Below are 25,139 nucleotides of genomic sequence, written 5' to 3'. Positions count from 1 at the left end.
ACTGCAAGCTGCGCTTGGGCAACGGAATTACTCTGGTCGAATTCAAAACTCCCAAGGCTAGGGGGCGTCATTGAGGGCGGTGGGACCCGCGACAGATTCAACCGGGCGCTCACAGTCGGGGTGAGCAGTTGCAGATTGCTGAGCTGAACGTTGGTGTCAATGGCTGGGGGCGGCGTGATTCTGACCTGGAGATAGGTATTGCCATCCAGGGCCGCGATCGCCTCGACCTGCTGCACCCGTCCCCCATGATGCTGATTGCCCCAGCTCAGCAGCACAAGTTGATCCGGGGATAGGCTGGTCTGCTCTAGGAGCAGTTCCCCCGGAAAGTTGCGATCGCGGGTGGGGGCCACCTGCCATTCGTTGGTGAGCGGATGAATGAGCTGCTCCTGCTCGGTTTCAAAAATCTGCGGTGGCTCGTCGCCAAAGGCATCGGAGCGGAATCCGGTGCGGGGCGGCAGGGTCACGGCTTGGTTCCCGGTGGCGATCGCCCCCAAGACCACCGCAGCCGCTAGGGCGGGGCGGGGCTGGTAGCCAATCATCTGCACCAGTTGATAGAGCGAGGCGCTGCGAACCGCAGTGCGGAGGTAGGTTTCATGGGCAATCTGCCGATCGTAAAAGCTGAGCAGATCCAGGACATAGGCCCACATTTCCAGCAGCATCAGTCCTAGATCCTCCCCTTCCCGCGATCGCCATTGGCTCAGGGCCGCCTGGGTGGGAATCTCGCGCAGCATCACCTGTCGGAAGTCGGCAAAGGTGGCCAACTGACGTGGCAGGTCCGTCAAGCCTGCGGGAATCATCGGTTTGCCGGGATGGATCAGCGTATCGCAGGGACAGCAGGGGTTCATGGGTCCTCCTTCGGGGTCGGAGCTTGTCGCGGAATCAAGCGCAGGGAGCCTTGTTCGGGGAACCGAGGATCGTTGCGCAGTTGCAGAATTTGATCCGCGCCAACGGTGAGAATTAGTTCGTCAAAGCTGCGCCAGTCCGTCACGCCTCGAATTCGTAGACGCATTTGCTCCACGCCTTTGACGCCCGGCACCGCTTGAATTGCCGCTTCCAGGGCCGATCGCTTCAGGGGCGTGCCAAAGGTGAACCGATCGGGATGGAAAAATCCCGGCGGCGGCGCCCCCAGGAGCGCATCTCTAACGCGGGCCTGCACCTGCCCCAGATAGGCGAAGGGCTCAACGCAGAAGCAAATTTCCAGATCCAGATTTAGATAGCGGGGGTTGCGCACGAACACCTCCCGGCCCACCTGACGCACGCAGTCCATGAGCTGAGCCAGCTCTCGGCGACGCTCCGGGCTAAGTTCAAAGGCATTCAGGGGGTCCACGGTGACAAAGGTACTCAGCCAGCTCCCCGTCCAGCGGAAACGGGCACCAGCCCGCTGCACCCAGGGCAGGCGCTCGGCGATTTCTGCGTAGTCCTCAGGGCGCACCGCCCGGAAAGTGAGGGCGCGAAAGGCTTCTGGGGCCAACTGCTTCACTTCCTCGGCGGGTTGCGGATCGCGCCCGTTGGTGATCGCAAACGGGTTGGTGATCGCAGTGGTGGCTAAATCCAGGGCCGCAGGGGTGCCATCGGGATTCAGGAGGGCGAAGGACACCGTCCCATTCACCGGATGGGCAAGCTGGGTCACAGCATCGGCGGGAAGATTGGCCTGGACGCCGGGTCCCGTGCGGTAGCGAACTCGAAACACGGTTCCAGCGTCCGGAATCCGCCCAAATTCCCCATCCCCAAACCGCAGAGTAAACCCGGCACCGCTGGCGTAGTCGTTATGAACAATGGTTTCACCCAGGCGCTGGAAGCCGATCACGCGTCGCCAGGTGCCATGCTCCAGGGTGACGTGATCCTGCAATCCAGTGCTATCCAGCAGCGTCGATTGCCAATGCCAAAAATCAGGGGGCGATCGCGGATCCAGGGTCGTCGGATCCACCTCCTGAAGTTCCAGTTCTGGCTGGGCCACAGCCCCTTCTCCCAGCCAGCCCAGACCCCGCGTTTCAGCCTGCTGAAGACTGTAGCGGTACAGCAAACTGCGCTGGCAGCGAATCTCATCCAACGGCCCCTGACGCTCTAGTGCGAGTTGGACATCGGCGGGCAGAGGGGTCTCGGGCAGTCGCGTCGCAAAATATTCGCTCCGGGTTTCCCCGGCGGTGGCGTTGAGGATATTGCCGTGAACTGACAGGTCTGGTAGACAGACTTCAAAGGGGAGGGCTTGCTCAGTGGCCCAGCGCAGCCGCGTAATCAGCAGCGGCTGATCCGCCGCATCCAGGCACAGCGGGTCGGTAGTTGGCTCCACCTCCTGAATCTGGACCCAATGACGCCGCTGGGGGAGGGAGGGATCCTGGGGCTGCGTCTGTAGCAGCATCCAGCGCCCCTCCCAAAAGCGCAGCCGTTCAGCCGCGTTAGCGGGCGGCGTGGGCAGGTGTTCATCCAGGGGAAAGTGACCCACCAGAAACAGCTCGGTGCTGCCCACGGGCAGACAGGGCTGACTGGCATCGGGCACATGGACGGGCATGGCGTTCCAGGCGGCATGCACCCAGTATTGTTCCGGCGGTCCCATTGTCCTGGCCGCTAAACCTGGACCAATTTCAAAGGGAATCGGGCGATCGCCGGGAGCCCAAACTAAGCTCCCTGCCACCACAAACACGCCGCCGGAGTTGCTAGCACCGGCATCGGGACTGACCTGCATCTCCAGAACGGTGCTGGCGCTGCGACCCTCATCAATGGGGTAGTCAATCAGCCGCGCGTGGTGCCGCAGCGATCGCCGCTGGGTCAGGGTTTCCCAATGGGCTTCGCGGGCATAGCGGTCCTGAATGTAGGACAGCTCATCGCCTAGAGCCGCCATCACCTCCGTGAGCATCACCCCCAGATCGGCCTCAATCGTTTCATGCCAGTTGGGATAGCGCTGGGATGCGTAGTCGAGCAGGGCATTGCGCAAGCTGACAAAGTCCCGCGCTAGGTAATCCACCGGAAAATCCACGCGCGCTTCCGGCGGACAGTCGAGATCGGGGGGCTTGCAGTCCAGGGGACTGGGACAGCCCTGCTTAAAGCTAAATTCCAACCCGTTGAAAAAGCGGTCAATCCGAGGGTCCGGCAGATGGGGCGGCGCAGTCGTGTTCAATGTGAGCTGATAAAGTGAAAAATCGCCCGGCGCTGCCGTGGTCAGGTCCAGGACCGTGCGCGATCGCCCGCCCACCAAGATGGATTGATAGGTGGCCTGCACCACTGGAATCCGCAAGCCTCCGGACAGACTCTGAATCTCCACCGAGGCAGAAGGAATGTCTACCGGCAGATCTGCTGTGGCGATGATCGGATCATCCAGCTCGTCCGGGTTCAGGAAGAAAAACACCCGCAGTTGCGTCTGCACGGCTGGATCCAGCACCTGAATAAAATCAATTCCAGTGACGCCGAGCGTTCCCGCCGGATCTTTAGCCTGGGCTAAAAGGGCCGTGAGTCGGTCTTCACCTGCCATTAGAGGGTCACCTCCAGGTTCAAAAATCGCTGCTCTCGCTTGGCCAGAATCGTGTAGGCGATGGCAATGTTTAATCGTTCATTGTCGCTGTCTACCTGCACCGAATCCGTGCGAATCAGCGTCCCCAGCCAGGTGGTGAGGGCCTGATAGACTAACGTTTGCGCCAGTGAAGCGGTGGCCGGACTGTTGGGGGCAAAAATTAGACGCCGCACTCCGGCCCCAAATGTCGGACGATTGATCCGCTCACCCTGATTCGTCAGCAACACCTGTCGGATGAGCTGTCGGATATAGGCTTCGTAATCGGGCTCCTGGCCGAGCCGTCCCAGGGCGCGGTTGACGGTGAGCGGAAAGTTGAAACGGGTGGTAGCGTTCATGGTGTGCCTGGTTCTACGTCTTCGGCTGAAATGGCTTCTACTGTTCCTGAGGCCGTTGTTCCCCCTGCCAGGGTCACCATGACCTGAAACGCCTCGGGATGATTTACCAGATGGGTGATGATCCCACGGGCGATCGCCACAAACAGCAGCCGCGACTGCGGACTTTCATCCGGCACCGGGAGATCCTCGCCCATAAACAGCGGCCACTGGTCCCGAAAGGCCTGCTCAATCTCCTGGGCCATGCTGTCGCTGAAACTATCGAAACTTCCGGCTTTAAGAGGCATGGGTATTCTCCGTTAACCAGTTTTGACGCGGGTGGAAAGCAGGACCGGGGTGGGGGGAGGCAAGGGGGGAACGGGAGGAGCAGGGGTCACCGGCAAGACACCGAGCGCTAGCTCGCCAGGATGGGTATGGCTTTGATAGAGCGATACCAGCTGATTCAGATAGGACAGGAGCTGATCGCCAAACACGACGGGATGGGTGGCGTTCTCCACCAGTTCAATCAGAGGGGCTTCCACAACCACCTTGGTTCCCCCTTGAACGGTGACTTTTCCCGGCAGGACTTCAATCGTAATCAGATTGGTGCCGTTTTTATCGCTGACAGCAATCACCTGCTGCTGATCGTCTAGGGTGACTATCAGGCCCTTTTGACTGCGAATAATTTTCAGGGGTGGGGTGGCCGGGGTGTTTTGATAAGTCTTGGGGGCTTCACCGTCGCCCCAGAAACAGCCCACCCAAATGGGGTAGGACGGATCGCCCGCTTCAAACTCAATCCAGACCCCTGTCCCTGGTTCTGGTATGGTGTAGGTCCCCATATTGTCTCCCGCGTAGGGAACGCAGGGCATGGCCCAAATCGGTTCTTCATCCATGACGGTGGGCACCAGCACTTCTAAGCGCCCCCGCAGGGTTGGGTCTTGGTTGTCTTTGACGACGCCCCGATACTTACCAAAGAATCGCCCTTCCTGGCCCTCAGCCATGTCCCTCATGTAGTCAGAATCCATGCCTCATCCTCCAATCGCGTTCCGGCGTAGTCTCAAATCCATATAGTGATCGGCGGCATTGATCACATGGGTCACCGATTGCACTTGATAAGGGCCGCTATGGGCTTTCCCCAGCCCTTCCACTTCAATCACATCATGGGGCAGCAGCACATCTCCCAGCATGAACGCCGTTGTGCTGGCAGTGGCATTGACGTACCATCCCGCCTCCGTCAGCGCCGACTCCGCCTGGTTCTGCATCTCGGTTTGATTTCCGGCCGTGGTCACGCACAGATCGCGTTGGGCTGAGCAGTTGGACAGCGTCAGTCCACCGGGACGAATCGCAGGCTGCGGGTCTGTGGTACTGGTCCGGTCTTCTTTCAGATCGGCTTCGTTAATCGTTGTGCCGCTAAACTGATTCGGCTGCTCGGCGTTAATGCCTAAATCAAAGCGGGTAACGTTGCGACATTGATCTTCTTCAACATTCACTCGCAGCGCCACCATCACGGTGGGTACGAGTTTGAGCGGTAGGGCAGAGAGTGCCCCCAGTGCCCCACTGGGTCGGGGCGGCGAAGGTTTGAGATGGGCAGTTTCTGTAATTTTCAGCGATCGCCCCGTCAAACTGAACGGGTCCAGTTTACACTCATACGCCAGCCAGCAATGAAAATTATTGCGACGGGCAATAGCGCGAATAAAGGCGGCATTGGTACTGCGCTGATTTAGCGTTTGAGTAGCTTGACTGCCGCCGGAGCGGGGAGAGCCATAGATAATATTGGTTTGCTCGATGTCCGTCTCAAATCGTTCGCTCAGAATCGCGTCGGCGGCTTCCGAGGCCCGTCCGGTCCAAGCTTTGCGCACACATTGCCGATCTAGCTCAACCCGCCGATCTTGACCGTGAACTTCATACCAGGACCCCGGCCCCCCGCGAGTCACGGAGCATTTAACATCGGTAATCGGGCCGCGCACCAGACATTTGAGGGTGTCGTTGGCTTTAACCGCGATCGCCAGCATTTTTTCGCATTGCAGTTCCGGCGCGGTCATCATCCTTGGTTCCCCATCCACAATGTCCTCCTGAAAGCGGATGGCATACTGAGTCGGGTTGTCGAGATGCTGCTCAACCCGGACTTCGGTAATGCATTCCAGCAGTGGGTCCGACAGTAGTTCGTTCTTGTCGCCAGCGGCGATGATCGCACCAAATCCCATTACAGCACCGTGGGTATCCTCAATGTGTTGACTTCAGCCAGGGCATCGGGCAACATCACATCGTTAAACTCGGCCAGTCGCCAATAGCCATTCGGGTCTTGCAGGTAGTAGTTTGCAAGATGATCTAACCGCTGACCCTCGCGGCGCAGATGTTCTCCCAGGAGAACCTGGGTGGGGGGAGTTGGGACCGAAAGCGCCATAACGGTGCGCCCACGACTGTCCTGGACTTCGTACAGTTCAGCGTTGAGTACATAGCGACTTTTGGGGTCAAAGATGGCCATGGTTTTCTCCTCAATAATCCATCACTAAAAGGGTAAAAGGCCGCGCACGGCGTCGATGTTGTTGGCCACATGGGCGATCGCCAGGGCATCCTGCTGAAGTTGGGTCAAGTTATAGGCCGCCGTGGCAAGTTCTACGGCAATTCCGGTCTGGCATTTGAACACATCCGGGGTGAGGACTTCTAACCCCAGGGTGACTGTGGCTTGGATGGGATAGAGGGCTGGGGAAAAGAGCGTTTCATCTACCGAGTAGCTGGTTACCCGCACGGGAAGGATTCGGCCCGGTCCCCAGATGAACAGCACCACCGGAACTGTAGGGCGAACTGCCTGAGTATTCGCGCCTCCGGCTAGGGCTTGGGCACTGGCCACGAGATCGCCAATTAATCCGGCGCTGGGGAGGGTGAGTTTCTTGAGGGCCGCTAGGCGATCGGCGACCCCGACTAGAGTCGCAACGGAGTTACTATCTTCTAAGTCATCAGTTGCATCAATTTCCAGGGTGAAATTAAAGGTTTCTTTGGGCGCAAAGGGCTGCACGGTGGGTGCTTGCGCACCTCGCTGAGTTTGATCGACTTCAAAGGGATTCCAGGGCGTCAGGCTATGGCTTAGCTTCTCCGGGTTGTACTGGAAGGGAATCACATTGGGAATGATGCCCAAGATGTCCTCGACCATTTGGACAAGGGCTCCTTTGAGGAATTTAGGGCTGCGTTTTAGTCCGGTATCAGGCATAGTTATCTATCTATTGGCGATGAAAATTTGGCTTGCTGTCGGTGTAGGCTGAATAATTCAGACCACAGTTCAGAAATAAAACCTAGGAATAACCGAAAGTCAGTCACCTATTCCTCTTCTCCCTCTTGACTTAATGACGGAAAAATCTCGCCTGGCTCGAAATCTATCATTTCAGGATCGACCACCCACTCCTCGTCTCCACATAGTGGAAACTGAATGTAATCACCTTCAGAATTTGGAATATAGTATTCCGTGACGTCACTCTTCTCATTCAATGCAAAATCAATAAATTCGATTGCACCATTGGCATACAAGCAGGCCAAGCCCTTAGACCAACCATCCGGCGGCCCAACATCTGTTTCTTCGCATCCTAAGTTCGGTCCGAAAACGCTTTCGGGATCTGCCGAAGAATCGATGCAATTAGGCTCAGCATGAGGAACTGGACTCTCACCCTTATCAGGTCCTGTGGACGAACTTCTAGAAAATTGAAGGTACGTTGAATGTGGATGCACCCAATGTTCCAATCTTTCTCTTACGCCTGGGTCAACCCTATGTAATATAAATCCTCGTTCTTTAATCTTATGAGGCAACCAATATAGTTTCGGGCCATCTCGATCATCTCGCTGTATCAAACCTGGCACTGCGTTCGGTTTCGACACCCACTTTTTAAACTCTGTGGCGAACTCTCCCCCGTACACCCTCACCATTTCTTCGAGAATAATCTTTTTTTCTCTCTCGTTACCCATCTTAAAGTCATAATGCACAAAAAATGGATTCCATGCCGACTTTCGTAGCTCATTTTCATTATTTTTCTTTGTGGCGCGCTTAAGTTTTTTTCTTTGGATGATCGGCCTTTGAAGTCTAAAACTGCTGCTTGTCTGCTGTATAGTATGAGTTAACTCATGCGCCAGAAGTCGCATACTAGCAGGCGTAGTAGGATGAAACTCACCTTGAGTGAAGAAAATATCGTGTCCTACGGTAAAGGCACGAGCATTAACTCTCCGGGACAGGTCATTGGCTTGTGGGCCAGTATGAATCTTTATATTGGAAAAATCATAACCGAATCTTGACTCCATAAAAGTTCGGGTAGCAGCGGGTAAAGTCGAACCGCCACTTTTGCGCAGGCGATTGATGCCACTTTGAACATTATGCTCTTCAGCAGAAACAAGACTGCCCTCACTTTTGGCTTGAAGTATCTTTTCCTCTGCTGCGTTGCACTCCGTACACATACGTTGAATTGTTGCCCTCGAAAGCTTGGTCTGTATTGTTTTCTTTTCTCTTTCTTCGGCAGTTGTTCGCTGGACTGTAATTCTCTCAAATTTTGCTTGGATATCCTTTTTCTCCTTTTCCTCTATTGACCCCAACTGTGTTTGCACCTGCGTTTCCGGTATTCGCATGATTTGATCCGCCACCCGATCCACCTCCTGCTCATACTGATCATTGGGTTCCCCAATTTTTAGTTTGGGTTGGAGGACTGGAGCGATCGCCCTCGTCAACGCCGACAAGTCCGATCCCACATTGCGATCGTCAATTCGCTGTTTTGGCCTAAGCTTCTTGCTCACAGATCCTTTTCGGACTGCTACCGGCTTAGTCTTAGGTTTGGCGAAGGTAAACGTCATTACGGGTCTCCTTATTTCTCCATTGGGCTTTGAGTCACTATCTATGGAATACCCAATGAGGGGGTTAAGCGCGGGGTCGGCAAACGCAGTTCCGGCTGTCTGAGGGTGACAGGTGGGACAGTCGGCGCAAACTCTCCCTCTGGATCGATAAAAATCACCTCCACCCGACGGTTCTGAGTGCGGATCTCTTCAACGTTGGGGAGGAGCGATCGCCCTTCAATATTCGGTTCGGGGACCGCAGGCGTCGCTTCTCCTGCCGAAAAAGTCGCCATTCGGGACCGCTCAATGCCCTTAAGAACGAGCTCATCTCGGACCGCATCAGCCCTTCGCTGTCCCAGTTGCAGGTTATAGGTGGCTGAGCCTTCCAAGGACGCATGACCCATCAGGTGAACCCGCAGGCGGGGAATCATCTGAAGCGTTGAAAGTACCCGCTCAAAGCTCTCGTTGCTTTCAGGACGCCGGATCGTGCTGTCGAAGAAGAAAAACAGGGTCATCGGCGATAGTTGTACAGGAACGGGCGGCCCCACCGGTGGCGTGGGGATCACCGGGCCAGGAATGGGCACATTTGGGGTTGGCACCGGCGGTAGCTCGATACAGTCACGCTTGGCGCCATCAGGCATCTGATCCGGTGGACAACAGCGAGGGAAGGGAGCATTCACCGTAATTTGGTGGACAAAACAGCAATTGCGATCGCTCTCCAGCACAGTTCCCTTACGACAACATTTGCCTTTGAAGTCATCGGAATTGGCGGGCGTAAACCCCAGGGGGCAACGAACGCCGCTGCCACGTCCACCGCCGCCACCACATAGGTTCGGCAGGAGTTCACAAGCGGCTTTGATAACCTGGCTACTACAGCCTCTCCCAAGGGCAGGAACATCCACACAGCAATCAATGACTTTGCGAGCAGCGCTGCGATCGCCCCTGAGAATACTTGCAAGAAGGGCCGCAACGTTGAAGTTGCATTCGAAATCTGGATCAGGAAGAATGGGAAGCCCAGGTCCGGTTTGTTGGGCAAAGGGCTGGCGATTAATTTGTTGAAGCCCATCCTGTTGCTGAATAACGTGGGTTAGCTCATGGGCCAGCAATGTTCGGCCCCGATGGGTTTGGGGCCGATATTCGCCAGAGTTAAAAACAATGTGATTGCCCAACGTGAAAGCTCTGGCCTGGATTGATTGAGCAAGTTGCGCCGCAGGGGAACCCGTATGGATTTGGACCTGATTCAAGGCCCGACCAAATCTTGGCTCATAGAAGGAGCGGAGCGATCGCGGTAGAGCATGTCCCGCCCCCGGTACCCAATGGGCAGAATCTGAGACTGGAGCAATGCCGCTTCCACCAAACCGTTTTGGTTGCAGCATCTCTTCTTCACATTCGGAGCAGAGTCTTTGAATCTGCAGCGGTGCTGCATGAGACTTGAAATTGGCGTTGGCACTCTCCCCTGGCACTGCCCTATCTGGCATCCGCATGACTTGATCAGCGACTCGATCGGCTTCCTGTTCGTAGCGATCGCTGGGCTGACTAATCTTCAGCTTGGCCTGTAATCCCACAGAAGACAGGGGGGTGAGTTGTTCTGACAAATGAGTTCGGCGCAGCACAGACCGTTGACAAGGCTTCGGTCGTGGCTTCCGAGACATTGCCCTTGCAGGTTTGGATCTGAGAACGGTATAGGTCATGACGATCGCCCCCCTGCAGCTCTCACGCCTGCTGCATCCCCTCGCTGCAAGGCCGTCGCAATTGCCCCCGCGATCGCCCGACTCATTTCCATCTCGCTGGTACCTAGGGCGACCGAGACTCGCAAGTTCATCGCCCCAATCTGCCGCTGGAGATCAGCCGGAATTTGCTCGGCCAAATCCTGTGCCACCCCTGCGGCCACCCGATGACCGATCGCCTGATCCGCCCCCGGAATCCGCAGGTTCAACTGGTCAATCTGAATCTGACCCGGCTGGGTTACGCCAGAGTTTGGCCCTTGAGCATTAACCATCTTCCATCAACCTCCCGCGTTCACGACTGCCTAGGGCACGGCCTTCCTTACGCAGCTCTCGCTCTACCCCCAGGAGCAGGTGCGCCATTGCCAGTTCGGCCCGACTGCGGCGGGCAATGAAAATCGAAGCCAACACCGAATTTTTAATCTGTGCCCCAGACAGGTCCACCGACGCCGCGATCGCCGTGATTCCACTTGCCAGCCGCTGCCCCGTCTGCAAGCCACAGAGTTCGTTCAGCACCTGCTGCCAAATCCGCTGCCGCTGGGCAGTATCCGGGCGCGGAAAATCAATGATGTAGCGAATCCGGCGCGTAAAGGCAGTATCCACGTTTTGCTTCTTGTTCGTGGCCAGGATGGCAATGCCGCGATACTCCTCCAGTAGCTGGAGCAGATAGCTGGTGTCGGCGTTGGCGTAGCGATCGTGGGAATCCTTAACCTCAGTACGCTTGCTGAACAGCGCATCCGCCTCATCAAACAGCAGAACCGCATTCATCCGCTCGGCTCGGGTAAAGATCTGCCGCAGATGCTTGGCAGTCTCACCGATGTATTTACTCACCACCGTAGCCAGATCAATCCGAAACAGATCCAGGTTCAAATCCGCCGCGATCACCTGGGCGGCCATGGTTTTACCAGTTCCCGGCGGGCCACTAAATAACCCCACCAGTCCGGTGCCTCTAGGAAACAGGCGCTGGGCCGGGGTTGATTCCCAAAATGCATCTCGGGTTTGAGCCTCGAAGGCAAAATCTGCTAGTTCCTGGGCCACGGAATCCGGCAGCACCAAATCATCCCAGGTGAAGGGACAGTCCAGCCGTCGCCCGAACTGTCCTAATTGGTGGCGGGTGCAGTTCCGAGCCAGGGCGATCACCTCCTGGCTGCCGATGGGGCTGCGCCGCCCAATCGCGGCAATATCTCCCGGCGTCAGGCGATAGCGCGACACCAGCAGGTCAACCTCGGCAGCAGGCCAGGCCGCTGTTTCTGGAATGGCCCGCTGCCAAAGCTGACGGCGTTCGGCTTGGGTCAGGGGTGCCAGGACCAGACGCTCGTCCAGAACTCGCGCACAATCCGGGATCGACTCAGTGGCCTCACAGGCCAGAAACTGGAGAGGTGCTGGGGTCAGGTGGTCCGGCCAGCGGTGAGTCAGCCCTGGCCCCCACCAGACTAGAGCTAAATTCCCCAGAATCGCTAGCCGCTGGACCCGCACGTACAGATCCAGCCAGTCCTCAGCGGCGATCGCCTCGGTATTCACGCTGAGCATGTCCAGGCCAAAGCATTGGGCCACGGCTGCGGCAAAGCTGCGCCGCCCGCTGCCCTGCGGTCCCGTGACGCAGAGGCGAACCGCCGCTTCCTGCTGCAAGACACGCTCTAGATGACGGGCGGTTGCCGCCACTGGCCAACGCTCCAAGGGGGGGCGGACAGGCACACCCTGGATTCGGGGTACCAAGTCCGCATCCAACCGCAGCTCTCCCTGCAGCCAGGCAACAATCCCTGGGTCGGCCTCCAGGGGGAGCGGATCGCCCGGGGCCGCTTCCAAGGGATGCAGCAACTGCCAAATGGCCAGGGGACTATCGGGCTGCCAGATGGGCCGATAGCCATGGCCAAACAGCCGCGCGGCCAGCGTATCGGTGGCATAGGGACGGTTGGGGTGCAGTTGCAGGTGCGCGAAGACTGGCCCCAGGCTGGGGTCAATCTTCAGCGCCAAACAGGTCTGGAACAGGTCCAGCTCCGGCTGAGTCAGGCTAAAGATTTTGGCAAGCTGCTGGAGGGGAGCCCCGACCGCCCCGGCCAAGGCTGTCTCAAGCTGTTGCAGCGTCTGGGTTAACGGCTGCACCGCTTCCGCCTGCCGGATCCAGCGTTGTTCGGCATCGGGTTGATCGCTATCGCTCAGGCAAGTCTGTAGGTATCCATGTCCCTCCGTGGCAGGTAAATCCGCCCAGAGTTTTGCCAGCCAAGCACTCCGTCGCTGTGCCAGGATCCGCACCCGCAGCAGCACCCGCTCCAGCAGCGACCCGCCGGACTCCAGCGGACGAGGCGTCTGGCCATTGAGCTGTGAAGCGTAAATCTGGGCGGCATTCATAAATCAGCACCTAGGGAGTTAACTCAATCCAAACGGGAACCGATTCGGCACCATTGACGATCAGCCGGAACGGATGGGCGATCGCTTCGGGCACCACCACCGGGAAATGGGGATTGATGCGAATAAAGTTCAGGGGAGGAACATGGGGCAAATCGCGCCGGACAAAGAACTGGCGCGGCTCAGGGGGAGGGTCCACGGGGACGCGGCTATAGACCTGACCCGCCACCACCATCTGCACCGAATCTGCGGGCAACAGACCATCCACCAAATTCAGGTCCGGGTCAAGATGGATATCAATCGTGCCGTCAGGATTTGGCGCTGAGACCGTCTCAATGCGAGGGGCGATCGCAAAGTTCACTTCATTGCTGGTGGCCCGGACCTGTTTCAGCTCGCCCTGAATCACTTGCTCGTTCAAAATCGCCCGCAGATTAAGGCCATAAATCCCCGGCAGGATGGGCAAGTTGACCAGGGTATTGTCAGGGCGGCGATGCACCAGAACCGCCTCCAGGGTGAGGGTAATCCGGTCAGACGCAAACTCCGCCTGCCAGGCCGGATTCTGACTCAGATCCAGAACCACTGGCTCCCGCGTTCCATCGGCGAGGAGCGGTAGCAGACTGTCCCAGAGGCGATATTGCAAAACCAGGGACCGGGATTGACCCACGGCGAGGTTTGTGCCCCGAAGCTGGAGCTGATTTTGTGTGGCTGTTGGGCTGAGGGGGTTGTTGAGCGTCACCTGAGCCGGAGTCGCCTCCAGGGGTTGAACCGTTCCCCCATTTCGGGCCGGGAGCTGGAAATGAATCAGGCTTTGGGTGGTCTCCAGATGCGGAGACCCCAACTGCACCAGGAAGGTGCCGAGGCTAAGAACCACACCGGGCAGCGTTCGCGGCGGCTCCGGCTCCAGCATGATCACCCGCACTTCGTAGTAGGCCGACAGGCGGGCTGTGCGGGTGTCTTCGGAACTCCAGAAGGCGATCGCATCCTCAGCCGAAACCGGACGCAGAATCACCTGGATGGTGTTTTCCCGACCCTGTAGGCCGTTCTCCAGCACTGGCATTCCGCCAATCTCGGTTTGATCCGTGATCACTGGAAAATCATGAAACGTTTTCAGGGCATAGCCCATCAGGTTTTGCTGGGTCTGGGCATCAAACTGAGGGTCCACCTCATGGTGCGTGGTCAGGATGTAATACAGACACAGCGCCATCGGGGTGCGAGCCACGTTGGGGATATCGCTACCGGGACCCAGGGCGTTCTTGTAATAGGCATCCTCCGCAACGTGGTACAGAAATAGGCTGAGCGTGTTATTCGGGTTCTCCACCCGCTCAGGAGCCATCGCTGTCACCGTCAGGTCTGGGCGGGGAATCGGCACCATTTCATTGCGCTCCTGATTCACCAAAACACTCACGTTCAGGGCCAGCAGATTCAGCAGCGTATTGGTGACTCCGTAGAGATTGATTAGGGTCATGGCTAGCGCCCCCTCAAACTCAAGCGGAGATTGGTGGGGAGACGACCGCTCAGGGGACCAATCACCGACACCGACTCGGCGGTTTGGGGACCGGGTTTCGCAGCCGCAGACGGCGAGGCTGGAGGCGTGACCACCTCTACATTGACGCGCCCAATCACGACCTGGGGTGCCGCTGGAACAGGGGGGCCTCCCAAGGGGAGGTCAGACTGCGATGATCGCCCTTCCCTCGTTGCGCTCTCCAGTTTGATCCCTAGATTGGGTTCCAGAACGGGGAGCGCGTCTGCATCCGGTTGCCGTACCGGATGCGGCAGAACGGTCACCGACTCCCGCACAATCGGCTCAGCAGACAGGGGCGCTGAATTCACCAATCCGCTCGGAGGCTCCGGCTGCAGCCGCTCAATTGGCTGAGGCACCTCAGGTAAAAAAGCAGACATTGAGGGCTGAGGGACTTCCGGCGGAGGTAAGACTTGGCGATCGCGGTCTGATACAGAATCTGGCTGCACAGGGAACGCTTGCCCTGGCAATGGACTCGGCAACAGCGGCGAGGGAAGCTGCTCTGGCCTTTCCCAGGGGGGAGCCCCAGAGGGGGGTTGCCCCATCTCTGGGAAGGGTCGAGCGACAGGAGTCGGCACACTCAAAAAGTTTTGGGAAACGACGTCAGGGGCCGGAGCTGCAGACGGGTGCGCAGGTGCGATCGCCTCCGACCGCCCCTCGGCCATCGCCGCTCCAAGAATGGCAGGAGATGCAGACAGCCCCTCCGCCGATGGACTCGCTAGTTTTCGCTGTACCATCCCATCACCGGTAGATGCAGTCACTGGGGGACGCTCGGGGGTGTTTGGCGAGGATGGATGCACGGCCTCTGGAGGCACTTCCAGAGGAGCCGTAGGCTCAGCAAGGCTAATCAAATCTGCGGCTTCATAGCCCGCCATGCCGAGACGCTGGTCCTGTTCGGCAATGGGGGAGGCACTGCGCACAAAGGGCTGCACGCTCCGAGGGGGCCGTTGAGCGGATTGAGCTACGCGCTGGAGATAGCTTCTCATCGAGATCGCCTCCGCTCAACTTCACTTTGAATGAGCCGTACAAAAGCTCGCCGATCTTCACGGGGTAAGGTGAGAATCTCCTGATAGCTCCATCCATAGGCCCGCGCAATGTGATGAATCTCCCGATGCAGAAACCGTTGCTCCTGGATCAGCATTTGAAGCAGATAGGATTGCAGATTGAACTGCACCGTTTGGCGGCGATCGCAGTGGGGGCAGGTAGCTTCAATGTCGAGATTCAACACCCCACCCACCTGGTCCATCGCCGTTTCCAGCGGCTCTAAATCCTGACCGAGATCGCCCTCGACCAAACAGCGCTGCAGTAGCGTCGCTACCGCCTGGTCCACCGGATACCCAATGACGCTGTGCTGATCGGCAATCGTGGGTAAGCGAAACCGACGCCCATCCGGCAAGCGATAAAGTCCCGCAGCATCAGGACCATTAACTGAAGAATCCGTCGGCGCATCTAACTGAGCCAGGAGCGAATCCAGGTCAAACCCAAGTTCAAAAGACTCCTGGCAAGCTTGACAAGGGAGCGTGCTTTCAATGCGATCGCCAAAATAGCGGGTATAGAGGGCGGCAAACAGGCGATCGCAGTCACAAACGGCTAAATCCCCGATTTTTCCAGGTCCCACGCAGGTTCCAGGACTATTGAGCAACAGGCGATCGAGAAATTGCGTCGCATCCACGAGGCCAGTCCCCTGTATCCCCGCTTCATCATGGCCACACAGCGGTCTCAGGCAGGCCCATTGGCCTCCTGCCACACCGGGTTTGAGTTGCACTTGCAGCATTGATACTGCTCCAGACTCTCAATTAGGTTTCAGCCACTTCCGTCACATCGGCATCCCGCTCGAACCCTTCGTTTTGCACCACAATCATTTCAAAGGCGTTGGCGTTGGCGTTGGCATCCAATTCCGGCAGAGCCGTATATTCCGAGACCCAGCAGCGAAAAACGTTATAGCGCTTCACCACCGTGCCCTGGAGATTGAGCATCTCGATGGAGATGTCTTTGCGAAAGTTGGCCAGGGAAACCGCCCCATCGCCTTCGGTGCTGTAGACCAAATTGGCCCAGGCTTCAAACTCTGGCGCAAAGGTAATGCCTCGCTCCAGGGTGATGGGGTCAAACTTGGACGAGGCCGGAGAGTGACGGGGCGTGCTGATATCCCCGCCTTCCCGGTGGCTCACCACTTCTGTAGTGCGCTTAAGAGCGCTCACCTTACTCACCCCAGCGACGACCTGTCCATCCCAGCTCACCCGAAACTTGAAATTTTTATAGGGGTCAATCCGATTGGTATTTACCGAGAACTGCATAATCAAACTCCTGTGGATTTCATGCCGCGATCTAGGTCTGGACCTGGCCAGCCATCTGCTGAATCGTAATCACAACAAACTCTGCGGGTCGTAAGGGCGCAAACCCCACTACCACATTCACAATCCCTAGATTGATGTCATTTTGGGTGGTGGTTTCGGAGTCTACCTTCACAAAGTAAGCATCACTGGCTTTCTGGCCTTGAAACGCGCCCTGCCGGAAGAGATTATTCATAAATGCTCCTGCGGCTAGGCGAATCTGAGCCCACAGCGGCTCATCATTGGGCTCAAATACCGCAAATTTCAGCCCCCGGAACAGGCTTTCCTCAATAAATAAGGCAATACGACGAATCGGGACATATTTATAGTCATCATTGCCCGAATTATCAAAGCCCACCATGGTTCGTGCCCCCCAGCTCACAATCCCAGTCGGAAACAGCCGAATGGCATTCACCGCCTGGGGATTAATCAAACCATTTTCGGGATCAGACATCCTATGTTCCACGGAGCGCACATTCACAAAAGACGCCTCCAGCCCGGCCGGGGCCTTCCAGACGCCTCGATTAGAGTCGGTCCGGGCCATGAGTCCCGCAATTGATCCCGATGGGTCAATGGTGCGCAGTCCACTGGATGCGGTGGGAATCCGAATTCTAGGCCAGTAAATCGCCGCATGGTCGGTGACTACTCCCACCCGAAGTTGGACAATTTCGCTATCGACCTGATTCGCAGTTGTCCAGGTTTCCCTGGGATCCACCAGCAGAAAGGCGCGTCGATCTCGACAAAAGGCGCTGGCGGCACCCCAAATAGTTTCGCGCTGCGTATCGGATTGTCCGGTTGCCCGCGGCAAAATCATCAGGTTGAAGATGTCAACATCGCGGTTCAGGCGCACAAAGGCAGCTCGATAGTCTGGCAAGGTGGGAACGTTGCCGGGCGTACCATTGCTCCCTCCTGTTTGATAATCTCCACTCCCCGTGGTGCCCAGGCTGTAGGCGGTGACGTTTGCGGAAGATGGGGGAGGAGGCGTGCCATCAAAGAACTGTCCATCTGCCCCCAAGTCATAGCCCCCATCACTACTGAGGGTGGCGCTGATATCCACGTTTGGGTTATTGCCGCCAAACTGCGATCGCAGGACCAGGCGATAGCCTGCAACGGAGACATTCCAAAGACTTTGGCCGGTAGCCGTTGTTGCATTGGCATTGATCGAGTCGGCCAACTGCTGCAAATTTTGGCGGACATTCCGCAGCGATCCCACTCCCGGATTTTCCGGTAGCGCCACGTCATAGGCGGTGCCGTCGTACATGGGGTTCCCCGGTCGCACAAAGGTCGGTGTGTCCATGTGGTCTGGCTCGCCGCTGGCATCACTCAAGATCCAGGTTCCTAAATCGTTAGCTTCCGCAAAGTCAGATAAGGCTCCAACGCCTCCACCCGTGCCTAAGCGAGCAAAGAAGGCGGAAGGCGCTGGACGCACAGGAGCATAACCACTCACCTCAATGCCGCCTTGGGCAGAGCCGATCTGCAGGGCAACCGCCACATCATTCGTCGCTGATGGCTGAATTTGGACAGATCCACCCACAGTTGGCGTATCGGCATTGTCCACACTACGGATTTCTAGATAGCGGGCTGTAGTCAATCCTGCTGCCACAAAGGAGACCCGGACATGACGAGCATAGGGAGTTAGGGCAGCGTCAATGGCATCTTCGAGATCCTGAAGGGCAGCGAGGGGTGCAGAAATGACCACCGGAACCAGGGGCGATCCATCAACGGAGATCTGAAAGCTGTTAGCCGTTGGCCCTAGCAAACTATTCAAGGTGGCCAGTGCCGTTGCATCATTATTATCAAACAGCAGTCCAGACAAGGCATAGCCCTCTCCCCGCAGTGGGTCAAGGACCGTTTGATCAATCTCGACATCGATGAGCGTGGATTGCTGATTCAGAATCGTTGCCGCATAGCGCCCACTCGCTGGATCCATACTCAGGTTTGAGAAGGTTTCGTCCGTCTCAATTTGCACGACGCCCAGAGCATTGGTCACCGGACGAAAGACCCGGAGATTGAACGTTTGTTCAGGGGATGGGGTATTGTAATCCACCTCAAGGCGAATCAAATTACCATCCGGTCCAGCCTCTTTCGCACTCGCCGTCATCACCACGGTGTTCCCCGTTTCCTCACGGAGCTGCACGCTAGCCGTGAGCGCATTTTGGGCAATCCGTACAATCCAGGCTTCCTGACCGCCATTCAGGAAAAACTGGCGCACTTGATCGGTCATTTCGCTAATTGAGGTATCGGTGCCGAACTGACGCTCATAGTCCGTGACACTCAGGACGCGGGTCGGCACCCCGAGCCGCCCCCGCTGTACCATGCCAATGAGGGCAGCCACCGAGGTTGAAACGCCGGTAATGGTGCGTACACCAGACGGGACTTCTTGAATGTAAACACCAGGGTAAGTGACTCGAACAGGCATCGTGTTATGTCTCCTAGTGAGCAAGTTGATAGGGATCCTCGCCCTTGAGGCATCTCACCCGCAGGAGACCCACTCATGTAAGCGAAGACATCCGCACTCCCAGGCCCATCTCTGGCGGAAGCTCAGATTTAATCTTTAAATGTCAGCGATATAGCGATGACGGACTTGGCAGTCTAGCGCACACCCGCCAAACCGGGGAACAATGCTCATGGTCATGCCGCAGAAACTCCTCACCCCAGGGATAGCATCAGCTTGAGCTGAGGCGACACCCCCTTTTTCTGCGCTGAAGTCGACCTAACGCCTATTTTTTCTCTCTTAAAAGTTTATTTTCAAGAAAAACCGTAGGTCTTTGGCTAATACAGAGAATCCTATTATAGTTCGCTGAAAAATCCCAGGAATGTCAACTTAACTTCATCAAAATACCTTCGAGACCGCCTGTTACCCTAGGGAAGGCAGGATCCGGATCGGTACAGAACAGGGGATTGGATCCCGTCTGCTTGAGGCCCCCTCATTCGGGATCTCGCTGGGCGGTGGTGTCTGCGGATCGCCTTAGGAAAGCTTCTCAGCGACCAGGGAGGGGCAACGATCTTGTAGCCAATGATACGAATAGCTGGCAATTTCCCGGAAATTCAGGTTTTGGTCCGCAATAAAATCTCAAAAGCGTAGCTTTTTTGACTGTTTAACCCCAAGGCCAATGTCATACTCGCATCAACAATTTTGGCAACTGCGTCAAGCAAATTGTTCTCCTAACAAATCCAGTCCCCAGGCTAGTAAACTAGCCTGGTTTTTTATGCAAAGTCCCCCAAACTTGGGGGATTAAAGCCCTCCAAACATACCAGCAAAGGGGGCGTATGCAATGGGTTTGACACTTCTCAAACAACCTCTTAGGGACGACCTCGATTTGGGGTTCATTGCCTCCTGCTCGGTTCCTTGATTGCCAAGTCCCTGTATCTGCCCAAGGCCCTGGGATATGGGGTCATGGCAGCAGGCGTCACTAACTTAATCGGAAGCTAAAGGCGGCTTTTCTTCCCGGACTTCGTCGAAACCGTGTCATTGCCCAAGTTTAATAGTCCGATGCAACCAGAACATGCAGCGATCGCGCCTCGGTATCCAAAATGCCAAGAATGAGGTCATTGGGGTTTTGCACCCTGGAGCAGGACCGAGTTTCCCTCGCGTACAACACATTGTCACCGGCATGGGCACAGAAAAAATACCCACGGGTTGCTTTGAGGGGCATATTTTCCGCACGCGGCCAGAGTGTTCGCTGGATTTGTGCCGGAATCGGTAACGGTTCCCAGTCGCTCCGGTTAAGTTGCTGGAGAACGGTGTCTAGATCTGGGCCAGAGAGGAGATAGGAGGCTCGAATTTCTAGCCCCTCACGCTGGCCAAACCCCACCCTGTCGGGATAGCCCTCGTAGCGCTCAATTTTAGCCGATTTAGGGATGCTAAACAGTCGTCGCAGTGCGCGCTGATCGCGCTGATCCTGGGATTCCCAGGCGCATCCCCCCATGCTCAAAACCAGGAGGGTCAGAGTCACCCCTCTGCTGAAGAATCGATGCATACAATGGGTCCTCATCCAGTAGCCAGGATCAGTGGGCAATTGCCCTTCAGATCGTACCCGGTGTCAGGCGACAACTCGCTTTGGAAAATGTGAAGGAAGGATTAAAGCCGAAGCGGAGGGAGAGGTTGATGATTTAATGAAGGACTGAAACCTCACAGACGGAAATATCATGACCCAGGTTCTTGTGACAGGCGCAACGGGACGGACTGGCGCTCTTGTGGTTAAAAAGCTCCAAAATTGTGAACAGCCTGATGGAAACCGGAGCCTCACGGTCATAGGATTTGCCCGGAATCGAGAAAAAGTTCAGTCGATGTTTGGATCCACTGAGGGGTTTGTGTATGGTGACATTACGGATCCGGGGAGTCTTGCCCCTGCCATGGATCAGTGCGATGCCTTGATCATTGTGACCAGCGCGAAACCTCAGATCTCGCCGCCTACATCACCTGATACCCCGGCACTGTGTACCTTTGAACCTGGCGGCAGCCCCGAAGAAGTGGATTATCAAGGCCAGGTAAATCAAATCAACTGCGCCAAGGAAGCGGGTATTCAACAGATTATTCTGGTGGGGTCCATGGGGGGAACCAACGAGCAGCACCCACTCAATCGCTTTGGGAACATCTTGATTTGGAAACGCAAGGCGGAACAATACCTAATTGACTCAGGCCTTGACTACACCATTGTCCGAGCCGGTGGATTGATTGATGAGGCCGGGGGGGAGCGTGAATTAATTGTTGGCAAACATGACACTCTGCTGACAAACCCGCCCAAGGGGATCGCCACGACTATTCCTCGATCGGATGTGGCGGAAGTCGTGGTCCAAGCGCTCTTTCACCCTGAGGCCAGAAACAAGGCCTTCGATCTGATCGCGATGCCTCCTGGTCAAGCCTCCTATTCGCAGGATTTCCACGCGCTGTTTTCACAAACGATGCCCGGACTTTGAAAACTGACAGACATACCACCGGTGCGCCAAGCTCAGAGTTCTGAAATCCAGGCAGCCGCTAGCACAGTTTGCGTCGTTCTCGCTCCCGACCAGAATCCTATTTTGACCCAGGCAAAAAAATGCGCTGACCTTCCTGGCTGGTTGACGCTGCATCTGCTTGCTAGGGAGCCCCACTCGCCCCGGCCATTTCCCCTGATCCTGGAAGGGAGACAGCGGCCCTCGACCCACCCCCATCCTTTTCAGGGACTGAAACCCAAGAGAATTTAAGAATCTTTGAAGGTCTGTTTTGACTTAAGTCAAAGCATTCTGCCCGGGGGCTTAGATAGCCTGAAAAGCGTTGACCTCTCCTCCTTAACTTGGGAGGGGGATCCGCTGAATGTTATCGGCCAGTCTCCACGAGGGACCTCACAGACCTATTCACAAGAGTATTTCAAATCGTACGATGACGACTTCTGTTTTTGCCCCTGGCAAGTCCTCTGCCACGGCCTGGTATCGCCCGGTGATTTCTCCGGATCACGGCGTTTATGTGGTGCTATCAGTTTCATTTCTGATCGGAGCGGCGGCGGCCCAGGCCTGGACTGGGGCAACGACCCTGGCATTGGCCTGCGCCTTTTTGGGTTTTCAAGCAGAACATCCACTAGTGCTGCAAATTAAGCAGCGCAAGACTTGGAAGCCTCGGTTTTTAGCCTGGGGTGGAATCTATGGTGGACTGGCGGGTCTGAGCGCACTGGGGCTGTATGGTTGGCAGGGCTGGGGTTGGTCACCCCTGTTGGGGATCTATGGCGCAGCGGCGATCGCCCTGCTCTGTGATGCGCTGGCGGTCCTGCGCCGGGGGCAAAGGTCAATGATGAACGAGGTGATCACCTTTGCGGCGGTTTGTTTATCTGCTCCCCTGGCTTACGTGGCCACCACTGGAACCCTGACGCCAATGGTGGGGGGGCTCTGGGTACTCTGTAGTCTGTATTTCTCCAGCACGATTTTTACCCTCAAGCTGCGCAAGCCCCCCAAGGGAGTATCTCCAGAGGCTTGCCTGCAGTGGGCGATCGCCTATCACGCGATCGCGGCCCTGGCTATTGCCGTGCTCTGGAAAGCCGGCTTACTGCCCACGGCCTCCGCCCTGGCGTTTGCCCTCGCCTTGCTCAAGTTTGTGGGCATCGGGTGGCAACGGCCCCGATTTTGCCAGGCCCCGATCGGCGCAGTCGCCGCCTTAGAAACCACAACGGCGCTGATATTTAGCGTGATCACGATGGTGTCCCTATTGCCCGTTCACGGGTAGGGCGACGGGCCTTGTCTCAGCCCCACCGTCATTTTTTTTTCGTTTTGAGTATTGCAATCGAGAGCCTTAACCTATGGCCAATCCAACCCTGGGAATCGCGGCACAAGCCCGCTCCCGATTTAAAACCTTTAGTTTGCCACTGTGGCTCGTGCTGATTTGCATCGTCACCTTCAGCGTATTGCTGGGAGCGGGAGCCGCAATTTCTAAATTTGCACCGCCCCACCCGGCCACCGTCGAGACCCCGCAGCACGAGGTGATCTTCACGGCTACCGATCTCGAAAACGGTCAGGTGACTTACCTGGGGCGCGGGGGACAACACATCGGCAGCATTTGGGGCCACGGTAGCTACCTCGCCCCGGATTGGACGGCGGATGTCCTGCACCGTTGGGGCCTCGCCACCGCTGGTGTCCTGTATGCCAACAACCCCAGCTTTTCTCAGGCAGATCTCGCAGCCCTCAGTCCCACCGAACAGGCGGTTTTGAAAACCCAGGTAATGGAGCAGTTTAAGCCCAATCGCTACGATCCTGACGCGGGCACACTGAGGCTGACCCAAGCTCAGGCCCAGGGCCTCAAGCAGGTGTATAGCGATTATCAAACTCTGCTGGCCCACGGTTCGGCGATTCACTCCATTCCCGAGGGCTGGTTCAAGAGCGATCAGGACATTCACGATGTCACATCGTTCTTTGCCTGGACGGCCTGGGCCGCATCGGCCAATCGTCCCAATGCTCCCTTCTCCTATACGGCAAACTGGCCCCACGATGACTTAATCGGCAATGAAGCTCCGGGGCAGTTTCTGGTGTGGTCGATTGTATCGGTGATTGTATTGATTGCCGCGATCGCGGCCTTCCTGTTTGTCTATTTGACCCAGGAAGATGCGGAAGAGGTGCAAACGGTGCATGAGCGTCCGGCCCTGCGATGGGCAACGCCCAGCCAAAAGGCCAGCAGTCTCTTCTTTGGGGTGGCGATGGCGCTGTTTGGCGTGCAGATCCTCATGGGCATGGTGACCGCCCACTACGCCGTCGAGGGCGATGGCTTTTACGGCGTGCCCCTCCAGCAATATTTGCCCTATGCCGCCTCCCGCACCTGGCACCTGCAGCTGGCGGTGTTCTGGATTGCTACCTGCTGGCTGGCGGCGGGCCTCTACTTCGCCCCCCGCTTTGGCAAGCAAGAACCCAAAGGACAGGTGTGGGGCAATAGCGCCCTGCTGATTGCCCTCACCGTGGTTGTGGTGGGATCTCTGGCGGGATCTTGGGCCAGCGTGCAGGGCATTTTGACGGGCGACCACAGTTTTTTATGGGGGCACCAGGGCTATGAATATGTGGAACTGGGTCGCCTCTGGCAGATCCTGCTGATTGGCGGCATGGCGTTTTGGCTATGGCTAATGTTCCGCGCCCTGCGCCCTGCCCTTAAAAATGAGGGGAGCAAGACCGGACTCAATCACTTTTTCTTCTACAGTGCTATTACCATTCCCCTGTTCTACACCTCCGGGTTGATGTACACCAACCACACTCCCCTCAGCCTGGCCGAATACTGGCGCTGGTGGGTCGTTCATCTGTGGGTAGAAGGCTTTTTTGAAGTGTTTGCCACTGTGGCGATCGCCTATCTGTGCAGTGAACTGGGGTTCCTGAAAAAGTCCTCGGCTCTGAAGGCGACCTATCTGACCACCATTCTGTATTTGGGCAGCGGCGTGATTGGGACGCTCCATCACCTATACTTTGCCGGGACCCCCTCCTTTATTGCCGCCATGGGAGCCGTCGCCTCGGCGTTGGAAGTGGTGCCCTTGACCCTGATTGGCTTTGAGGTGGTGAAAACCCTGCGCATGTCTGAGCAGGCAGAAAGCTTCTATCGGTGGCCGCTGCGCTTCTTCCTAGCCACCTGCTTTTGGAACGTCGTGGGGGCAGGGGTGTTTGGCTTTTTGATCAATCCGCCCATTGTGCTCTACTACGCCCAGGGCCTCAATACCACGCCCATTCACGCCCACAGTGCGCTGTTTGGGGTCTATGGCTGTCTGGCGATCGCCCTGATGCTGTTTTCCCTGCGGGAAATCGTCCCCGATCGCGCCTGGAACGAAACGCTGCTGCGCGTCTCCTTCTGGAGCCTCAACGGCGGCTTAGTGATGATGATGGTCTTCGGCCTAATTCCCAACGGCTTCTATCAGCTCATGCAGTCCGTTAACCACGGCACCTGGTACGCTCGCAGCGCTGCAGTGATTGGATCGCCGTGGATGCAGTGGACTGTCTGGCTCCGTATCCCAGGTGACCTGGTGTTCACCCTCGGTGCCATGGGCATGGTGATCTTTACCGCTCGTGCGATATACGCCCTCTTCCACCAGCCTACGCGGCTGGCGCAGCCCCAGCCTGTAAAGCCCATCGTTGAAGCCCCGTAACCTCCTACAGTGATGA

General features: G+C 56.9%; 21 protein-coding genes. 3 read left to right on the top strand and 18 right to left on the bottom strand.

Features of this window, described 5'->3' with window-relative positions:
* The 18 genes from QQ91_RS10630 to QQ91_RS10545 all read right to left on the bottom strand — a co-directional run.
* The coding region (locus tag QQ91_RS10630; RefSeq protein ID WP_201277434.1) for a hypothetical protein at window positions 1-845 on the bottom strand (845 nt) is incomplete at its 3' end.
* Window positions 842-3,466 (bottom strand): baseplate J/gp47 family protein, encoded by a 2,625-nt coding sequence (locus QQ91_RS10625; protein ID WP_166282241.1) that lies wholly within the window; start codon window positions 3,464-3,466, stop codon window positions 842-844. The genes QQ91_RS10625 and QQ91_RS10630, both read right to left, overlap by 4 nt.
* Window positions 3,466-3,840 carry a GPW/gp25 family protein gene (locus QQ91_RS10620; protein ID WP_166282239.1) on the bottom strand — a complete coding sequence of 125 codons (375 nt, stop codon included), beginning with the start codon at window positions 3,838-3,840 and terminating at the stop codon, window positions 3,466-3,468. Before QQ91_RS10620 ends, QQ91_RS10625 begins: the two co-directional genes overlap by 1 nt.
* The gene (locus QQ91_RS10615) at window positions 3,837-4,124 is read right to left on the bottom strand and encodes a hypothetical protein (protein ID WP_166282237.1); all 288 of its coding nucleotides are present in this window, start codon (window positions 4,122-4,124) and stop codon (window positions 3,837-3,839) included. Before QQ91_RS10615 ends, QQ91_RS10620 begins: the two co-directional genes overlap by 4 nt.
* 12 nt (window positions 4,125-4,136) lie before the next feature.
* On the bottom strand, window positions 4,137-4,841 hold the full coding sequence (locus QQ91_RS10610; protein ID WP_201277433.1) for a phage baseplate assembly protein V: 705 nt from the start codon (window positions 4,839-4,841) through the stop codon (window positions 4,137-4,139).
* A 3-nt stretch (window positions 4,842-4,844) separates the two neighbouring features.
* Entirely contained in the window at window positions 4,845-6,020 is a 1,176-nt protein-coding gene (locus QQ91_RS10605) for a hypothetical protein (protein WP_166282235.1), read from the bottom strand.
* The gene (locus QQ91_RS10600) at window positions 6,020-6,301 is read right to left on the bottom strand and encodes a hypothetical protein (RefSeq protein ID WP_201277432.1); all 282 of its coding nucleotides are present in this window, start codon (window positions 6,299-6,301) and stop codon (window positions 6,020-6,022) included. Before QQ91_RS10600 ends, QQ91_RS10605 begins: the two co-directional genes overlap by 1 nt.
* A 24-nt stretch (window positions 6,302-6,325) precedes the next feature.
* Window positions 6,326-6,967, bottom strand: coding sequence for a CIS tube protein (locus tag QQ91_RS10595; protein WP_201277431.1), 642 nt, complete (start codon window positions 6,965-6,967; stop codon window positions 6,326-6,328).
* Window positions 6,968-7,131: 164 nt separating this feature from the next.
* Window positions 7,132-8,643 carry an eCIS core domain-containing protein gene (locus QQ91_RS10590; protein ID WP_166282231.1) on the bottom strand — a complete coding sequence of 504 codons (1,512 nt, stop codon included), beginning with the start codon at window positions 8,641-8,643 and terminating at the stop codon, window positions 7,132-7,134.
* Between the two features lie 41 nt (window positions 8,644-8,684).
* Window positions 8,685-10,274, bottom strand: a complete 1,590-nt coding sequence (locus tag QQ91_RS10585; RefSeq protein WP_201277430.1) for an eCIS core domain-containing protein — start codon at window positions 10,272-10,274, stop codon at window positions 8,685-8,687.
* A 35-nt stretch (window positions 10,275-10,309) separates the two neighbouring features.
* A complete protein-coding gene (locus QQ91_RS10580; RefSeq protein ID WP_166282227.1) occupies window positions 10,310-10,621 on the bottom strand; it encodes a hypothetical protein in 312 nt (103 codons plus the stop codon).
* Entirely contained in the window at window positions 10,614-12,695 is a 2,082-nt protein-coding gene (locus QQ91_RS10575; protein ID WP_166282225.1) for an ATP-binding protein, read from the bottom strand. Before QQ91_RS10575 ends, QQ91_RS10580 begins: the two co-directional genes overlap by 8 nt.
* 10 nt (window positions 12,696-12,705) lie before the next feature.
* Complete coding sequence (locus QQ91_RS10570) at window positions 12,706-14,157, bottom strand: Pvc16 family protein (RefSeq protein WP_166282223.1); 1,452 nt, start codon at window positions 14,155-14,157, stop codon at window positions 12,706-12,708.
* A 2-nt stretch (window positions 14,158-14,159) separates the two neighbouring features.
* Window positions 14,160-15,197: a hypothetical protein gene (locus tag QQ91_RS10565; protein WP_166282221.1), complete on the bottom strand. Its 1,038-nt coding sequence runs from the start codon at window positions 15,195-15,197 to the stop codon at window positions 14,160-14,162.
* Window positions 15,194-15,985 (bottom strand): hypothetical protein, encoded by a 792-nt coding sequence (locus QQ91_RS10560; RefSeq protein WP_166282219.1) that lies wholly within the window; start codon window positions 15,983-15,985, stop codon window positions 15,194-15,196. Before QQ91_RS10560 ends, QQ91_RS10565 begins: the two co-directional genes overlap by 4 nt.
* Before the next feature lie 22 nt (window positions 15,986-16,007).
* Window positions 16,008-16,505 (bottom strand): phage tail protein, encoded by a 498-nt coding sequence (locus tag QQ91_RS10555; protein WP_201277429.1) that lies wholly within the window; start codon window positions 16,503-16,505, stop codon window positions 16,008-16,010.
* A gap of 31 nt (window positions 16,506-16,536) precedes the next feature.
* Complete coding sequence (locus QQ91_RS10550; RefSeq protein ID WP_201277428.1) at window positions 16,537-18,960, bottom strand: phage tail sheath family protein; 2,424 nt, start codon at window positions 18,958-18,960, stop codon at window positions 16,537-16,539.
* 1,063 nt (window positions 18,961-20,023) lie between these two features.
* Entirely contained in the window at window positions 20,024-20,497 is a 474-nt protein-coding gene (locus QQ91_RS10545; RefSeq protein WP_201277427.1) for a hypothetical protein, read from the bottom strand.
* A 193-nt stretch (window positions 20,498-20,690) separates the two neighbouring features.
* On the opposite strand from QQ91_RS10545, the gene QQ91_RS10540 reads away from it, so the two are divergent.
* The 3 genes from QQ91_RS10540 (at window position 20,691) to QQ91_RS10530 (ending at window position 25,123) form a co-directional block, all read left to right on the top strand.
* Window positions 20,691-21,461 (top strand): SDR family oxidoreductase, encoded by a 771-nt coding sequence (locus QQ91_RS10540; RefSeq protein WP_166282216.1) that lies wholly within the window; start codon window positions 20,691-20,693, stop codon window positions 21,459-21,461.
* 442 nt (window positions 21,462-21,903) lie between these two features.
* Complete coding sequence (locus tag QQ91_RS10535) at window positions 21,904-22,737, top strand: YwiC-like family protein (protein ID WP_166282214.1); 834 nt, start codon at window positions 21,904-21,906, stop codon at window positions 22,735-22,737.
* A gap of 73 nt (window positions 22,738-22,810) precedes the next feature.
* Entirely contained in the window at window positions 22,811-25,123 is a 2,313-nt protein-coding gene (locus QQ91_RS10530; RefSeq protein ID WP_166282212.1) for a nitric-oxide reductase large subunit, read from the top strand.
* Window positions 25,124-25,139: the final 16 nt, after the last annotated feature.

The organism is Lyngbya confervoides BDU141951 (assembly GCF_000817775.3).
In the GTDB taxonomy this organism is placed as follows: domain Bacteria; phylum Cyanobacteriota; class Cyanobacteriia; order Thermosynechococcales; family Thermosynechococcaceae; genus Lyngbya; species Lyngbya confervoides.
The sequence above is the reverse complement of the archived record's forward strand: the minus strand, read 5'-3'. Positions and strand labels throughout refer to the sequence as shown.

Coding starts and splice junctions, on each gene's coding strand:
- QQ91_RS10600 (WP_201277432.1), bottom strand. CDS start 6,301: ATGGCCATCTTTGACCCCAAAAGTCGCTATGTACTCAACGCTGAACTG.
- QQ91_RS10615 (WP_166282237.1), bottom strand. CDS start 4,124: ATGCCTCTTAAAGCCGGAAGTTTCGATAGTTTCAGCGACAGCATGGCC.
- QQ91_RS10620 (WP_166282239.1), bottom strand. CDS start 3,840: ATGAACGCTACCACCCGTTTCAACTTTCCGCTCACCGTCAACCGCGCC.
- QQ91_RS10555 (WP_201277429.1), bottom strand. CDS start 16,505: ATGCAGTTCTCGGTAAATACCAATCGGATTGACCCCTATAAAAATTTC.
- QQ91_RS10595 (WP_201277431.1), bottom strand. CDS start 6,967: ATGGTCGAGGACATCTTGGGCATCATTCCCAATGTGATTCCCTTCCAG.
- QQ91_RS10560 (WP_166282219.1), bottom strand. CDS start 15,985: ATGCTGCAAGTGCAACTCAAACCCGGTGTGGCAGGAGGCCAATGGGCC.
- QQ91_RS10575 (WP_166282225.1), bottom strand. CDS start 12,695: ATGAATGCCGCCCAGATTTACGCTTCACAGCTCAATGGCCAGACGCCT.
- QQ91_RS10540 (WP_166282216.1), top strand. CDS start 20,691: ATGACCCAGGTTCTTGTGACAGGCGCAACGGGACGGACTGGCGCTCTT.
- QQ91_RS10565 (WP_166282221.1), bottom strand. CDS start 15,197: ATGAGAAGCTATCTCCAGCGCGTAGCTCAATCCGCTCAACGGCCCCCT.
- QQ91_RS10605 (WP_166282235.1), bottom strand. CDS start 6,020: ATGGGATTTGGTGCGATCATCGCCGCTGGCGACAAGAACGAACTACTG.
- QQ91_RS10580 (WP_166282227.1), bottom strand. CDS start 10,621: ATGGTTAATGCTCAAGGGCCAAACTCTGGCGTAACCCAGCCGGGTCAG.
- QQ91_RS10610 (WP_201277433.1), bottom strand. CDS start 4,841: ATGGATTCTGACTACATGAGGGACATGGCTGAGGGCCAGGAAGGGCGA.
- QQ91_RS10590 (WP_166282231.1), bottom strand. CDS start 8,643: ATGACGTTTACCTTCGCCAAACCTAAGACTAAGCCGGTAGCAGTCCGA.
- QQ91_RS10585 (WP_201277430.1), bottom strand. CDS start 10,274: ATGTCTCGGAAGCCACGACCGAAGCCTTGTCAACGGTCTGTGCTGCGC.
- QQ91_RS10530 (WP_166282212.1), top strand. CDS start 22,811: ATGGCCAATCCAACCCTGGGAATCGCGGCACAAGCCCGCTCCCGATTT.
- QQ91_RS10550 (WP_201277428.1), bottom strand. CDS start 18,960: ATGCCTGTTCGAGTCACTTACCCTGGTGTTTACATTCAAGAAGTCCCG.
- QQ91_RS10535 (WP_166282214.1), top strand. CDS start 21,904: ATGACGACTTCTGTTTTTGCCCCTGGCAAGTCCTCTGCCACGGCCTGG.
- QQ91_RS10625 (WP_166282241.1), bottom strand. CDS start 3,466: ATGGCAGGTGAAGACCGACTCACGGCCCTTTTAGCCCAGGCTAAAGAT.
- QQ91_RS10570 (WP_166282223.1), bottom strand. CDS start 14,157: ATGACCCTAATCAATCTCTACGGAGTCACCAATACGCTGCTGAATCTG.